This window comes from Campylobacter ureolyticus, assembly GCF_013372225.1.
GTDB classification, from domain to species: domain Bacteria; phylum Campylobacterota; class Campylobacteria; order Campylobacterales; family Campylobacteraceae; genus Campylobacter_B; species Campylobacter_B ureolyticus.
Map to the genome: position 1 here is coordinate 659769 of NZ_CP053832.1, position 16651 is coordinate 676419.

At 29.9% G+C, this 16651-nt stretch carries 8 protein-coding genes and 1 pseudogene; 8 read left to right on the forward strand and 1 reads right to left on the reverse strand.

Going from position 1 to position 16651, the window contains the following annotated elements; genetic code table 11:
* Positions 1–317 precede the first annotated feature (317 nt).
* The 6 genes and pseudogenes from CURT_RS09555 (at position 318) to CURT_RS03395 (ending at position 4178) form a co-directional block, all read left to right on the forward strand.
* Complete coding sequence (locus tag CURT_RS09555; protein ID WP_332870055.1) at positions 318–389, forward strand: hypothetical protein; 72 nt, start codon at positions 318–320, stop codon at positions 387–389.
* An 83-nt stretch (positions 390–472) separates the two neighbouring features.
* Positions 473–604 (forward strand): putative barnase/colicin E5 family endoribonuclease, encoded by a 132-nt coding sequence (locus tag CURT_RS03370; RefSeq protein WP_018713972.1) that lies wholly within the window; start codon positions 473–475, stop codon positions 602–604.
* A gap of 183 nt (positions 605–787) precedes the next feature.
* Positions 788–1045, forward strand: coding sequence for a hypothetical protein (locus tag CURT_RS03375; RefSeq protein WP_018713973.1), 258 nt, complete (start codon positions 788–790; stop codon positions 1043–1045).
* A 254-nt stretch (positions 1046–1299) separates the two neighbouring features.
* Positions 1300–1455, forward strand: a complete 156-nt coding sequence (locus CURT_RS03380; protein WP_154646929.1) for a hypothetical protein — start codon at positions 1300–1302, stop codon at positions 1453–1455.
* Positions 1452–1775: pseudogene (locus CURT_RS09590) on the forward strand (calcium-binding protein); the annotation flags it as partial. The gene CURT_RS03380 and the pseudogene CURT_RS09590, both read left to right, overlap by 4 nt.
* A 120-nt stretch (positions 1776–1895) precedes the next feature.
* Positions 1896–4178, forward strand: coding sequence for a calcium-binding protein (locus CURT_RS03395; protein ID WP_115651860.1), 2283 nt, complete (start codon positions 1896–1898; stop codon positions 4176–4178).
* Between the two features lie 81 nt (positions 4179–4259).
* Here CURT_RS03395 and CURT_RS03400 read toward each other — a convergent pair whose 3' ends face one another.
* Positions 4260–5774 carry a TolC family protein gene (locus CURT_RS03400; protein WP_172539781.1) on the reverse strand — a complete coding sequence of 505 codons (1515 nt, stop codon included), beginning with the start codon at positions 5772–5774 and terminating at the stop codon, positions 4260–4262.
* Positions 5775–6087: 313 nt separating this feature from the next.
* On the opposite strand from CURT_RS03400, the gene CURT_RS03405 reads away from it, so the two are divergent.
* Positions 6088–7638: an ankyrin repeat domain-containing protein gene (locus tag CURT_RS03405; protein ID WP_115651859.1), complete on the forward strand. Its 1551-nt coding sequence runs from the start codon at positions 6088–6090 to the stop codon at positions 7636–7638.
* Between the two features lie 34 nt (positions 7639–7672).
* A complete protein-coding gene (locus tag CURT_RS03410) occupies positions 7673–16360 on the forward strand; it encodes a calcium-binding protein (protein WP_115651858.1) in 8688 nt (2895 codons plus the stop codon).
* The last annotated feature ends 291 nt before the right edge of the window (positions 16361–16651 follow it).

The window sequence follows — 16651 nt, forward strand, 5'->3', positions numbered from 1 at the left end:
TTTACTTTATTTTTTTATTTTCTCTATGTGTTTATTTGGATGATGGTGGTTTGGGGTTTAAATTTTATTACAATAAAAATTTATGATGTAAATATAACTTTTATTAGTTATGTAATGTTTTTATAGAAACTCTAAAAGGCAAAGAAAAAGACCTAGCAAGAATAAATTTAGAAAAAGAGCTAAATATTAATCCCATAAAAGAGTTTGGCAAAAACTATGCTGAGTTTTATCATGACCCACAAGGAGCAATTAATAAGCTTTTAACTGAGAAAAAGGTACAAGTTGCAGGGGCGTTTTATAGAAAAGATTTAGGCGATATTGACTTAGTTTGGGGTGATATAAAAATAGGGCTTAGAAAAATACTAGATAAACACATTGATGATTTTTAAAAATTTTAATGGAAATACTTCTTTAGAAAAGATATCCAATGCATTAGATGAAATAGTCAAAAATGGCAAAATATTAAATAAAAATGGTTGTAATTACTGTATGGCACAAAAAAGGTGATGAATATTATAAATTAAGAATTAGTCAAGATTTTAATAATGATGGTGAAAATAAATGGATAACAATATCTTATGAAGCAACTAGAGAAAAAAGATAAGACTTTCGGCGATGCCCTTTTTGTGGATAAGCGACCTTTAGCCAACTCTAGCAGTAATACTATACAAAAAATACAGATAACTAAAATAGGAAAGATGCTCCTATTTCAGCATATCCACACCAAAATAGGCTTACGGATGAGGCTTCAAGCACATCGCCTCAAACAGCATCTTTTAATGGTAGTATGCCAAAGCAAGACTTAAATAATAATAAAATAAAAGGTGGTTTTACTATTCAAAGTATGGTTAAAAACATAGTATCTAGTGGTATAGGTGGAAGCATTGGAACATATTCAGCGCCTAACGATAAAAAATTAGAGGGATTTATCATGGGAGCTTTAAGTGGAGTGGGCGCATCAAATTTTGGTGGGATTTCTCATTCAGCTGTTAATTTAGTAAAAAATATGATAAATGCTCCAAAAGTAATAGATAAGACAATCTAAAAAGGAGTAAGTATATGAAAGTTAATGCTGAAATAGGCAAAATACCAAGCAAGGCAACTAAAAACTAGGTGTTAAAAAAACCAATAATAATCAGTTTGGCGACAACTATCATAGAAATAATTTTTTTTAACAAATAAAGATGTAAAAACAAATATTTATCATAATAGTTCTTTTTATATCTTGAATTAATCAAATTTATAAAAGTAAATTTAGTTAAATTTGATGAAATTTCATCAAATGAAGTCTTTTATAAAATGTCGGGCAGCAATCTTTTAATCGGTATAGCAGAAGAAAATAAAAAATTTGAAGACTTAAATACCGTAGTAACTATCAAAAACTGGACTACTAAACATAATAGAATTGAAAATTTTGCATTTAGTGATAAAACACTTTCTCAAAAGATATTATAAACGCAAATGCAGGTAATGACACTGTTTATGGCAATGGTGGGGATGACATTATTTACGGAGGAAGTGGCGATGATATTTTATATGGAAATGATGGTAATGATACAATATATGACACAAATGGAAACAATACGATAAATGGTGGAAGCGGTAATGATATAATCAAGGGCTTTGGTAGCATATATGGAAACAGCGGAAATGACACCATAGAAACTTCAGTTAATTATTATGAAGAAAATACCTCTATAAATACTATTAATGGTGGAAGTGGAAATGATACTTTAAAAGGTGGAAAAGGCGATGATACCTATGTTTTTAACTTAGGCGATGATATAGACACTGTTACTGATCAAGGCGGAAATAATGCTGTAAAATTTGGAGATGGAATAAACACAGATAACATCATAGTTAAAAGAGGCAGTAATTTAAACGATTTAGTAATCATGACAAGTAAAAACGATAAAATAACCATAAAAGATTTTTATATAGGATCATCCTATGAAGATGGTACTTTACTAAATACGCAAGATAATAAACATAAGATTATAAATAAATTTATCTTTGCAGATCAAACAGAGCTTAATTACGAAGAATTTCATAAGCTTTCATACAATGGAAAAGACAGTGATGATTTAATATATGGTCTAAACTCAAATGATTTCATAAATGGTGGAAAAGGTAATGACACAGTATATGCTAGAGATGGTGATGACACTTTATATGGTAATGACGGAGATGACATTTTAAATGGAGATTTGGGAAACGATACTTTAATCGGTGGCACAGGAAATGACACTTTACAAGGTGGAGACGGAGATGATACATATATCTTTAATCTCGGTGATGGTAAAGATGAAATTTATGAAAGTAGCGGAAACGACACTATAGAGTTTGGAAAAGGAATTTCAAAAGATAGCCTTATAGTTATAAGAGATGGTGAAAATAATCTTAAAATTTATGTAAAAGATAATCCAAACATTCCAAATAAAGATATAAATTTAGATGAAATTAACGATGTTATAACTTTAAAAGATGTATTTCATTACAATGAAACATATAATTCAAATGTAGTAGAAACAGTAAGATTTAATGACGGTTCAACTTTAAGCTTTGATGAGCTTAAAAAAATGTCTATGCTTGGAACAAAAAATAATCAAACTACAATCATAGGCTATGACGATATGGAAAATCTAATTAAAGCTTCCAACAACGATACTGTTATACAAGGTGGAAATCTAAAAGATACTATTTACGGCGGAAATGGAAATGATGTTTTAAACGCAAATGCAGGTGATGACACAGTTTATGGCGGTAACGGAGATGATGAAATCTACGGCGGCGATGGTGATGATACTTTATATGGAAATAGTGGTAATGACACTGTAAATGGCGGATTGGGCGATGATATCATCTATGCAGGTGAGGGAGATGATGAAATTTACGGTGAAGATGGTGATGATTATTTAAGCGGTGGAAATGGAATAGAAAAAAACACAGGAAATGATAAGCTATATGGAGGAGCCGGAAACGATCAACTTAGAGGTGAAGATGGAAATGATTATCTAAACGGCGGAAGCGGCGATGATAGATATTATTATTCTTATGGAGATGGGTTTGACACTATAGAAAATGAAGGCGGTGGAAGTGATTCTTTGATATTTTTTGACATTACAAGAGATAGATTAAGCTTTTCAAAAGAAGAAAACGACCTTATCATAAATATAGACAACGATGCAAATCAAGGAGTAAGAGTTAAAAACTACTTTTTAAATGATGAGTATGCTCTTGATATGATCCAACCAAGTGACGGATATGCTTATACCAAAAACGACATAGACAATATCGTAAATGCCTTTGATAAGCCAACTCTTACAGAAGATAAAAATGCAAATATTATTGATACTAAAAACGATGAAATTTTACAAGGAAGCGACAAAAACAACACTTATTATTATCATGGTGGAAAAGATCTTATAGTTGATAGTGGTGGAATTGATACTTTGAAATTTATGATTAATGGATATCGTCTTAATTTTTCATCAAACGGAACTGATTTGTCATTAAGCCTTGGTAATATACAAGATGAAAATAACAATAATATTGTAACTATAAAAGACTTTTTTGCAAATGAAAATTCAATTGTAGAAACAATACAGCTTAAAAACGGTTATAAATTCAGTGCAAAAGATATTTATCAAAGCTTTGGAAAAGAGTATCCAAAAGATGACTCTTCAAATATCACAGAGCCCGAAACACCTGAAATTCCACAACCAAGCGAAGATAATTTAGTTGGTGGCGATGAAGATAATAAATACATATTTAGCGGAGGAAATAAAACAGTAATAGATAGTGGCGGAAACGATACTATAAAATTTACGCAAGATGGAAATGGTTTAAATTTTGCAACAAACGGAACGGATTTAACTTTAAATGTTTACAATCATGAAAACGATACTATAACAGTTAAAAATTTCTTTACAAATCCAAGCAATATAATTGAAAAGTTTGAACTTAAAAACGGTTACACAATTACTTCAGAACAAATTTATCAAAGCTTTGGAAAAGAGTATCCAAGCAGCAATCTTGAAGCATTTGGATTATCTAACACAACTATAAATAAGATAGTTGAAAATCTAAACTCTTATTCTGACGATTTAGGAGCAAATTTAAACTATGTAGGCAATGCTAAAAATAATTTTGATATTATGCAAATTTATTCTAACTAGCCTTCTTTATATAAAATACAAAATTAACCATGCTATTTTTTTAGATATGGTTAATTTGTAAAATTTTATAATTATAATATTTCACCAACTTTTACACTCATTAATCCCACTCATTATATTTGCTTTATTTATAAAATATCCTGCTTTTAGTAGATGTTCTTTATAACTCATCTCTTTTTTAAGTAAAACAACATATGAGTTTAATACCTCTATTTTTGAACTTTCTTTTGCTTTATTTAAAGCTTCTTGCATATTATATGAGTTTTTTGAAATTTCTTTTAACTCTTTTAGTATTTTATTAAAACTATCTTCTTTACTTAAAAATAGTTCTAAATCAGCTATATCTTTTTCATACTTTAATCTTGCTTCTTCTTTTCTAAGTAAAATCTTTTCTTTATTTATCTCTTTATCTTTTATTCTAGCTTTTTTCTTTCCACCATCAAATAAACTTAAATAAAGTGATAATCCAACTCTATATCCATGTCTTTTTAAATCTTTTGTAGAATCAAAATAATCATCTCTGTCATTTCCGTATAAATCATACTTTGCATATAAAGAAATAGTTGGATAGTAAGATCTTTGTTCAGACTTTAACTCATACTCATTTGTTTTTAACTCATAATCAAATTCTTTTGCTATAAAAGTATCTTCAAATTTAATAAATCTAAACTCTTTATTAAAAACATTGAAATCTTCTAATTTAGAGATATCATCTATTTTAGATCCAACTATTTGATTAATTGTATTTAGTGAATTATTTGCATTTAATCTAATACTAGATAATTCATAATCTGTATCTGCTAAAATAATTGCACTTTCTCCAAGAGCTAATTTATCAATCTCTCCAACACTAGATAATCTTTTTTGATAAGTATAAAGCTTTTGATAAATAAGCTTTAATATCTCATAATATCTTATTTGATTTTTATATCTTAAAGCTTCATAGTAATTATCTAATAATTTTAATGAAACCTCATAGTTACTCATACACCTTTTATATTTACTTGCATAAATATTTTCTTTTGCTGCTTTTACTTTAAAACTATCTTTTTTAAAAGTATATAAATCATAATTTATCACAAATGAGACAGAGTTAGAATAAGATGTGTTTGAGACAAGATTATCTTTACCAACATATAAAGAGCTATATCCATCATTAAATCTTTTTGAATACTCACTATTTGCACTTATTCCAATTTCAGGGTAATAACTAGCTTTTGAGTAATCATACTCATTAATAGCACTCATAATATCTTGCTTGGCTAAATTTAAAGTAGGAGAGTTAATTAAAGTATAGTTTAATAGCTCATTAAAGCTATAACTACTTTTAAATTTGTTTGATGAGCTATATTTATTGTCATCTATAAATTTATCAAATTTTGTATTGTTGATAAATTTATTATTTAAGATAAATGAGTTTTTGTAATTAAGATTATTGATTGTAGTATTTATATCAGTTTTATTTAAAATGTTTTTATTGTTTGATATTTCTTTATTTACATATAAATTATCAATTCCCAAATAGCTATTAAATAACTTATCTTTTTTTATTTCTTCTTTGCTAAAGACAAATACAGCAAATAAAAAAATACACATCAATAAACGCATTACAAACCTTTTTAAAAATAAAGAATTTATTTTATATAAGTTCATATTAAATATAGATAAAAAATAAATTATATTATTAAAATAAAAGATATTTATTTGGGTTTAATATTTAAAAGAGAATTATAGGTTAAATAAGGGGGGAGTAAATTGCAGATAAAATTATTAATTTAAAGATGATTCTCTGATAATTTTAAGTAAACAAAAAACATATAATTGAAAACTATTATAAATATAACTAAAATATCATTCAAATTTAAGAAATAAAGTTATATAATTTCTTCATTACATTAAAAGGCTAAATTTGAAAAATAAATTTTTAAATTCATTTATAATTATAACTTTAATTTTAGTTGCTTTTATAGTTTATAATAAATTTAAACTCTCTGGAAATTCTCATTTTACAGTCACAGCTGATACAGTTATAAAACCAGGTTCTGAAATTTCAAAGTATGTTACGCAAGAAGAAGTTGATAGTTTTAGTTTTAGATATTGGGATATAGATAATAACTATACAAAATTTGTTAATCCCATAGCTATTCCTTTAAGAGACTTTCTAAAACAAAAAGATACAAACAAAGTATTAAATTATATAAAAGATAATAATCTTAGTGCTGATATAGAAATAGAAGATGGAACAACACCTTTAATGTATTCAAGCTTTTACAATGATACAAACACTACAAAAGAACTCATAAAATTAGGCGCTGATGTTCATAAAAAGGATAAATATAAACTTAATTCTATGGCTTATGCAATTTCTATGGGAAATATAGATATTGTAAAAATTCTTTTTAACAGTGGTGTTAAATTTGAAGAAGCACCGCTTACTCAAGGCTATATTTTAGCACCAAGTTATCAAAATATCGACAAACTTATAATAGACGGCGATAATATAAAGATTATTTACAAATATAACTGGATACAAAAAGATTATGATACGCCAAAAGGCGGCGGATATATGTTTGAAAATATAATTTATGAAAACTGGACTAGGTTGGCTAAATTTATTTTAGAAAGCGGATATAAACCGTATCCTTATGTTTTTACAGGAGGTGATCATATGGATTATGGAAATTCAATATATGATTTTCTATCTAAAGAAAGCATAGAATCACAAATAGAATATCAAAAACAAAACAATAAAGATAACTTTGACTTAAATCTTTTTATGGATAAACTTTCATATGATTATACTTTATACAAAGGATTGGAAGATATCCCAAACTTTGAACCAATGCTAGATTTACTACTTGAACACAATGTCTCAGGACAACCTTCAAAAGAACTTTTAAAAGAAAAATGCTTAAATGATTGTTCAAGCAGATATAGAGACTATATAGAAGATAAATTTAATTTAGTAAAACACAATATTCTTTTTGATTATCGTGATGAAAATAAATTAATAAAATTAGATTTTTACTATAAAGACTACAATGAAACAGTTAAACTTATAAATGATAATAAAATAGAAACTACAACTCCAAATAATGAAATTTTAGAAGAATTTAATTTTTTAACTGATGAAATAAAGTGGTATGCAAAGTATTGTGCAGAAAACTATATGGAAGAACTTAAAGATTTTACAGGTGCTGGGGATTTGCGTCGCTGGACTTGGAAAGAAGGTAATAAATACTCAGGCAATTCAAATGTAATAAAGGGATATAAAAACAGCAAAGCCACTTTTAAAGACACAAAAGAATTTGTTACTTTTTATAATGAGAGAAATAAAAGACTAGAAATAATTGGATTATTATATTCATATGAAAACTGTGATGATAAAAATAGCTCAAATTATAAAGGCGAAGAAGAGTGTAAATACTATGAGAAACGAGTTTATATAAAAAATAAATAAAGTAAAACTAACTAAATATAAAAGGATAAAACAAATGGCAAAATTTAATAAAGGAAAATGGAGAGATATAAAAAAGGCTGAGTTTAGAAAAAGTCTAAAGAATAGTATGCTAGGCAAACATGATAAAATAGTAGATAAAATTTGCGATTGGCACTCTTCTATACTTGACGAAGTTTTGAGCACAAAAGATATTGACACAATAGAAAAAGCAGAAAAAGAATTAAAAAATATAAAATATGCAAAAGCTTTTTTTATCTTTAGTGGAGCTACTCTTTTTATTTTTGATTCGGTTAATAATATTGTTGAATATAAAAACCTACCAGTTGATACAACTGGTTCAAGTATAGATGATGGAAATAAAAATTTATATATTGATATTCCTAACAAAAACGATTTGCTATTTATTGCTAAATCTATAGGTGGAGATATTTTATCTTTAGTTAGTAGGCTTAAAATTTTAAAATTTTTAGACAAAATAGGAGATTATGCTATGGGTGTAAAAGATGCGATTGAAGAAGTCGCAGATATTAACCTTAATAGATTTGATATTAGCCAAATCTTTTTAGAAAACCATAGAATAACGATAGATTATAAAGACATAAACTCAAACACAACTCAAGAAAGAAAGTATATACTTTATAAAGCTAATCCTATTTTTGATAAAGCTTTAGGCAGTGCTTGGGATAAAATAAGTGCAGATATGCGAACTCTTGATAGAGTTATATTTACTAGAGATGAGGCACCTGTTGAACTTATTTACCATAAATTTTATGATTGGAGAGCTAAAAAAATTCCTAATACTTTCGAATTTAGAGCTGGTGCAGATGACAATAAAATAATATCAGTATTAAGAAGAATAAGCTATCCAAGTAAAAATAAAGAGGCTTACTTAAAATTGGATAGTAGTCCGCAAAAATTACTAGTCAATTACTATGCCAATGATGGAGCTAATACTAGTAGTATAAAAAATGATTTAGAAAATAAAAAAATAAAAGAAGCTGCTAAATACTGCCTAAAAGAACTAAAAGGATATGCTTTAGATAAGGGATTTTCTAGCGTTAGTGAATATGATGACCTTAATATATATTCAAACAAACATAAAGATAGTAGATTAGAGTTTTTTAAAGCTGTTATAAGGGATAAAATAGCTGAAATTTCACATACAAAAAAAGACAAAAGATATAATACTTATACTGATACAAAAACGAATACTTTCTTATGGAATACAAATGGAACTTTTGCACCAGCTAAAAAGATAGTATTTGTAGATGGTAAATATTCTAGCAGTGCTTCTGGCAAATTCGATATATTCGGATACTCAAACCCAGATACTATAAATTTAACAAAAAATGCCGGCGATGTCTATGCTGAGCTAGGTGAAGGTTCTGACACCATAACCACAGGAAGTGGCAATGACACAATATACACCAATGCAGATATTGATGATGAGTTTGACACCGAAGATAAAAACACTACTAATACAGTAAACTCAGGTGCAGGTGATGATACTATCTATGGCTCTAAAGGAAAAGATATTATAACTACTAAAAAAGGCACAAATCATATCTACACTAAAAGTGGAGATGATGAAGTAAATGTAGAAGATGGTAAAAACTATATTTATTTAGGTAGTGGCAGTGATAAAGTAAATACAAACAATGGAACAAACTATATCTATACAGGGATAAATAATACAAATGAAAATGATCAAGACACTAAAGATGATATAAATACTATAAATTTAACTTATGGAAAAAATGAAGTGTATGGTTCTAAAGGAATGGATTTAATAACTTCAAAAAATGCTACTAAAAACTATATAGTCACAAAAGAAGGTGATGATGCAATAGATATCTATGGTGGAGAGTTTAATGAAATATATACAGGCAAAGGCAGTGATACCATCACAATAAACAGTGCAAAAGGACCAAATTATATCTATACAAGCACAGATTCAAAAAACTCAGAAGATCAAGATACTAAAGATGATATAAATACAGTTGTAATAACCACAGGACAAAACTATATATACGGCGGAAAAGGAGTTGAGAATTTACATATACTTGAAGGAGTTAATAATGCAAATTTAGGTAATGGTAAAAACACAGTAGATATACAAGGTGGAACAAATTCTATAGTTCTTGGAGAAGATGAAGATATAGTAAATATAAGTGGTGGCACAAATTTTATAGAAGCTGGTGATGGAGATGACACTATAACTGCAACATCAGGCGCAAACACCATACACGCTGGAAAAGGTAGTGATACAATAACCACAGGAGATGGTGATGATATAATATATGCAAATGATGGCGATAAAGAAGACAGTGATATTTTAAAAGGTGGAGATGGGTATGATGAATATCATGTTGGTAATGGCGATACCATAGAAGATAGTGATGGAAACGGAAATATTTGGTTTAAGCACTCATATCCTTTAAGTGGCGGAAAAGAAACAAAGCCTGGTTCTAAAATATATAAAGGCTATGGATATACATATCATCTAAACGGAAGTGAGCTTAAAGTTACTCACGATGAATCGAAAGAAAGTATAACTATAAATAACTTTAGTCAAGAAGAAAAATATTTAGGCATAACTCTTGAAAATAAAGTTGGTCTAAGAATAAAAGATGTTACAAAAAACGAATCGGATAAAACAGCTGAGATAACAATAGAGCTTGTTGGGGAAATAACAGGTGATGGCTCTTTGGATGTATTTATGAGAAATAGTAGCGATAAAGCAATAACCTTTAAAAAAGGCGATACTATTAAAACTTATAAATATGATATATCTGATTATGATGATTTTATAGTAAATACTCAAAAAATAAGAAGCGCTACGAATCTTCATCCCTACTGGATAATTCCACATAAAAGCATAAGTTATGATCCATCTAGTAGTAAATTTGGCGATTTAAAAATAAAAGATGATGATTCACCACTAAAATTGTTTGTAAGCAGTGCCGGTACCAGTGAAGCCGCTGAAAAACTATACACAAATGTTACAGCTACAGGTGAGTGGCAAAAAGGTATGCGATTTGATGTAAAAATAGGTGGTAAAATTATAACTCTTGATTATAATAACCAAAGTAAGAGAGTAAAATTAACTACTTGGACTGACGATAAGCTTCCCGAGGAGGATTGTAAATTTTATGTAAGAGCCAGATTTTGGTCCGGAAATGCTACAGTATATGATTCCGGAAAAATGTTATGCATAGTACGAGACGACGATAAAAGAAAAGATCCAAACGATCCTAAATATTATGATCCTATAGTTATAGACATGGACGGGGATGGTATAGAGCTTTTGCCTATGGATGGTACTATAAATTTTGATCATGATAACAATGGTTTTAAAGAAGCAACAGGTTGGGTTAGTGGTGATGACGCGCTTCTTGCTTTAGATAAAAATAAAAACGGCATTATAGATAACGGCAGTGAGCTTTTCGGCGATCATTCTTCATCCAACGGCTTTGAAGAACTTAAAAAATACGATTTAAACAGTGACGGTTTTATAAATAAAGACGATGAAATTTGGTATGAACTTGTTTTATGGCAAGATAAAAACGCTAATGGAATTTCAGATGAAGGCGAACTTACAAAATTAAGCGAGTCCAAAATAAAAGCAATAGATTTAAGATACACCAATGTCAGCAAAGAATTTTTAGAAAATCACATCAAGCAAACAACCAAAGTAATATTTAGCGATGAGAAAACGGCTGAGGCTGTAGATGTAAATTTTAAGGTTGATTTAAGTGATACAATTATGCCTGAAACAAAAATAAGCAAGGATATATTGGTACTGCCAAATGTCGACGGCAAAGGAAATTTATATGATTTGCACTCTGCTATGATGATGAATATTAATTTGAAAGATGAATTGAAAAAATATATAAATGCAAACTCCATAGAAAGAAAAAAATTAATAAAATCTTTAATATATAAATGGACCGGTGTGGAAAATAATCCGACAAGCGGAAGAGGCGCTATGAAAGATACCAGAGAGTTAAATGTGTATGAAATTTTAACTGGCGAAGTATTTATCCATAGAAGTCAAGGTAAAAATCCAAATTCAACAGTTGCTAATTATTTACACGAGTTATATCAAAATTTTGAAGATTATGTATATGCTGAGCTTGAGCTGCAAACTACTTATAAAGGTATAATCGATACCAAATATATGATTTTGGATGAGGACACTGGCATTTTAAAATATGACTTTAAATATTTCAAAGAAAAAATGCTTGAATTATTTAACAATAAAAAATATGACGAAATGGTAATTTTAAAAGATCTTGTAAGAGACGCCAGCGTGTATAAGCCAAGGTTTGCTTCCGAATTAAATCATGTTTTAGCGGAACTTTCTTTGTTAGATGAAGATATGTCTAAAATGCTAGGCAATAAGCATATTTTTGGCGACAACGAAAATAATACCATAAACGGAACATCATATAATGATTATATGAACGGTAACGAAGGCGATGACACTCTTTACGGTGATGGCGGAAACGATATCTTAGTAGGCGGACAAGGAAACGATAATCTTAACGGCGGAGCGGGTGATGATACATATATCTTTGCTAAAGGTGACGGAAAAGACATTATAAATGACGGAAGCGGAAACGATACGATTGAATTTAAAGAAGGTATCACAAAAGACGATCTTATAATTAAACACTCAAGCAGTGACAGAGATGATCTTGAAATATCCATAAAAGGAACAAATGATTCAATTACTATAAATGAGTTTTTTATAAATTCAGGAAGAGACTTTAATAGATCTTATATGATTGAAAATTTCAAATTTTCCGATGGAACCGTATTAAGTTATGAAGATATTCAAAAACTATCATATGAGGGTGATGATGAAAACAATACGATTTACGGTGTAAACTCACTTGATAATATAATACATGCTAACGGCGGAAACGATACAGTATATTCTGGAAGTAAAAACGATACCGTTTACGCAGGAACAGGTGATGATACTTTATACGGTGAAAACGGAGACGACACTCTTTACGGTGAAGAAGGAAAAGATACACTATATGGTGGAAATGGAGATGACAAACTTTACGGTAACGAAGGCGATGACACTCTTTACGGTGATGGCGGAAACGATATCTTAGTAGGCGGACAAGGAAACGATAATCTTAACGGCGGAGCGGGTGATGATACATATATCTTTGCTAAAGGTGACGGAAAAGACATTATAAATGACGGAAGCGGAAACGATACGATTGAATTTAAAGAAGGTATCACAAAAGACGATCTTATAATTAAACACTCAAGCAGTGACAGAGATGATCTTGAAATATCCATAAAAGGAACAAATGATTCAATTACTATAAATGAGTTTTTTATAAATTCAGGAAGAGACTTTAATAGATCTTATATGATTGAAAATTTCAAATTTTCCGATGGAACCGTATTAAGTTATGAAGATATTCAAAAACTATCATATGAGGGTGATGATGAAAACAATACGATTTACGGTGTAAACTCACTTGATAATATAATACATGCTAACGGCGGAAACGATACAGTATATTCTGGAAGTAAAAACGATACCGTTTACGCAGGAACAGGTGATGATACTTTATACGGTGAAAACGGAGACGACACTCTTTACGGTGAAGAAGGAAAAGATACACTATATGGTGGAAATGGAGATGACAAACTTTACGGTAACGAAGGCGATGACACTCTTTACGGTGATGGCGGAAACGATATCTTAGTAGGCGGACAAGGAAACGATAATCTTAACGGCGGAGCGGGTGATGATACATATATCTTTGCTAAAGGTGACGGAAAAGACATTATAAATGACGGAAGCGGAAACGATACGATTGAATTTAAAGAAGGTATCACAAAAGACGATCTTATAATTAAACACTCAAGCAGTGACAGAGATGATCTTGAAATATCCATAAAAGGAACAAATGATTCAATTACTATAAATGAGTTTTTTATAAATTCAGGAAGAGACTTTAATAGATCTTATATGATTGAAAATTTCAAATTTTCCGATGGAACCGTATTAAGTTATGAAGATATTCAAAAACTATCATATGAGGGTGATGATGAAAACAATACGATTTACGGTGTAAACTCACTTGATAATATAATACATGCTAACGGCGGAAACGATACAGTATATTCTGGAAGTAAAAACGATACCGTTTACGCAGGAACAGGTGATGATACTTTATACGGTGAAAACGGAGACGACACTCTTTACGGTGAAGAAGGAAAAGATACACTATATGGTGGAAATGGAGATGACAAACTTTACGGTAACGAAGGCGATGACACTCTTTACGGTGATGGCGGAAACGATATCTTAGTAGGCGGACAAGGAAACGATAATCTTAACGGCGGAGCGGGTGATGATACATATATCTTTGCTAAAGGTGACGGAAAAGACATTATAAATGACGGAAGCGGAAACGATACGATTGAATTTAAAGAAGGTATCACAAAAGACGATCTTATAATTAAACACTCAAGCAGTGACAGAGATGATCTTGAAATATCCATAAAAGGAACAAATGATTCAATTACTATAAATGAGTTTTTTATAAATTCAGGAAGAGACTTTAATAGATCTTATATGATTGAAAATTTCAAATTTTCCGATGGAACCGTATTAAGTTATGAAGATATTCAAAAACTATCATATGAGGGTGATGATGAAAACAATACGATTTACGGTGTAAACTCACTTGATAATATAATACATGCTAACGGCGGAAACGATACAGTATATTCTGGAAGTAAAAACGATACCGTTTACGCAGGAACAGGTGATGATACTTTATACGGTGAAAACGGAGACGACACTCTTTACGGTGAAGAAGGAAAAGATACACTATATGGTGGAAATGGAGATGACAAACTTTACGGTAACGAAGGCGATGACACTCTTTACGGTGATGGCGGAAACGATATCTTAGTAGGCGGACAAGGAAACGATAATCTTAACGGCGGAGCGGGTGATGATACATATATCTTTGCTAAAGGTGACGGAAAAGACATTATAAATGACGGAAGCGGAAACGATACGATTGAATTTAAAGAAGGTATCACAAAAGACGATCTTATAATTAAACACTCAAGCAGTGACAGAGATGATCTTGAAATATCCATAAAAGGAACAAATGATTCAATTACTATAAATGAGTTTTTTATAAATTCAGGAAGAGACTTTAATAGATCTTATATGATTGAAAATTTCAAATTTTCCGATGGAACCGTATTAAGTTATGAAGATATTCAAAAACTATCATATGAGGGTGATGATGAAAACAATACGATTTACGGTGTAAACTCACTTGATAATATAATACATGCTAACGGCGGAAACGATACAGTATATTCTGGAAGTAAAAACGATACCGTTTACGCAGGAACAGGTGATGATACTTTATACGGTGAAAACGGAGACGACACTCTTTACGGTGAAGAAGGAAAAGATACACTATATGGTGGAAATGGAGATGACAAACTTTACGGTAACGAAGGCGATGACACTCTTTACGGTGATGGCGGAAACGATATCTTAGTAGGCGGACAAGGAAACGATAATCTTAACGGCGGAGCGGGTGATGATACATATATCTTTGCTAAAGGTGACGGAAAAGACATTATAAATGACGGAAGCGGAAACGATACGATTGAATTTAAAGAAGGTATCACAAAAGACGATCTTATAATTAAACACTCAAGCAGTGACAGAGATGATCTTGAAATATCCATAAAAGGAACAAATGATTCAATTACTATAAATGAGTTTTTTATAAATTCAGGAAGAGACTTTAATAGATCTTATATGATTGAAAATTTCAAATTTTCCGATGGAACCGTATTAAGTTATGAAGATATTCAAAAACTATCATATGAGGGTGATGATGAAAACAATACGATTTACGGTGTAAACTCACTTGATAATATAATACATGCTAACGGCGGAAACGATACAGTATATTCTGGAAGTAAAAACGATACCGTTTACGCAGGAACAGGTGATGATACTTTATACGGTGAAAACGGAGACGACACTCTTTACGGTGAAGAAGGAAAAGATACACTATATGGTGGAAATGGAGATGACAAACTTTACGGTAACGAAGGCGATGACACTCTTTACGGTGATGGCGGAAACGATATCTTAGTAGGCGGACAAGGAAACGATAATCTTAACGGCGGAGCGGGTGATGATACATATATCTTTGCTAAAGGTGACGGAAAAGACATTATAAATGACGGAAGCGGAAACGATACGATTGAATTTAAAGAAGGTATCACAAAAGACGATCTTATAATTAAACACTCAAGCAGTGACAGAGATGATCTTGAAATATCCATAAAAGGAACAAATGATTCAATTACTATAAATGAGTTTTTTATAAATTCAGGAAGAGACTTTAATAGATCTTATATGATTGAAAATTTCAAATTTTCCGATGGAACCGTATTAAGTTATGAAGATATTCAAAAACTATCATATGAGGGTGATGAAATGAAATTATTAGCTCAAAATCAAAACTATGATTTTCAAAAAGCTGAGTATTCCAGTCTTGATGATAATAGTTTTATCACAAATGATCAGATAAATAAAGTTATTCAGGATCTTAACTCGTATGGCGATAGCGACAGTGTAGATATAAATTTTTCAGGTGATTTTAAAAATCATGATATTATGCAACTTTATAATGCATAATGAAATATAATATAGTTTGAGTATTTTCAGCTATAAATAAAAATATATGATATGAAGTCTCAAATTGGATATAGGCTTAAATCGGCTTATATCCATACAATATTTGTTTATACATTTACTATTAGCATATGCCTATGTGGTAAATAACCTAAATATCCAATAATAAAATATAAAAAAATGGCTATAAAAATATAAAATAAATAAATATCGAAACATTATAAATTTTTTATAAATTTATTTTGCAAATTTATAATTTATTTAAGCTTTAAGGTAGTAGAATACCAAAATTAA

What these genes read in the sequence shown, in the direction of transcription:
- CURT_RS03395 (WP_115651860.1), top strand. Translation starts at nt 1,896, where the DNA reads ATGACAAGTAAAAACGATAAAATAACCATAAAAGATTTTTATATAGGA.
- CURT_RS03380 (WP_154646929.1), top strand. Translation starts at nt 1,300, where the DNA reads ATGTCGGGCAGCAATCTTTTAATCGGTATAGCAGAAGAAAATAAAAAA.
- CURT_RS03400 (WP_172539781.1), bottom strand. Translation starts at nt 5,774, where the DNA reads ATGTGTATTTTTTTATTTGCTGTATTTGTCTTTAGCAAAGAAGAAATA.
- CURT_RS03370 (WP_018713972.1), top strand. Translation starts at nt 473, where the DNA reads ATGGTTGTAATTACTGTATGGCACAAAAAAGGTGATGAATATTATAAA.
- CURT_RS03375 (WP_018713973.1), top strand. Translation starts at nt 788, where the DNA reads ATGCCAAAGCAAGACTTAAATAATAATAAAATAAAAGGTGGTTTTACT.
- CURT_RS03410 (WP_115651858.1), top strand. Translation starts at nt 7,673, where the DNA reads ATGGCAAAATTTAATAAAGGAAAATGGAGAGATATAAAAAAGGCTGAG.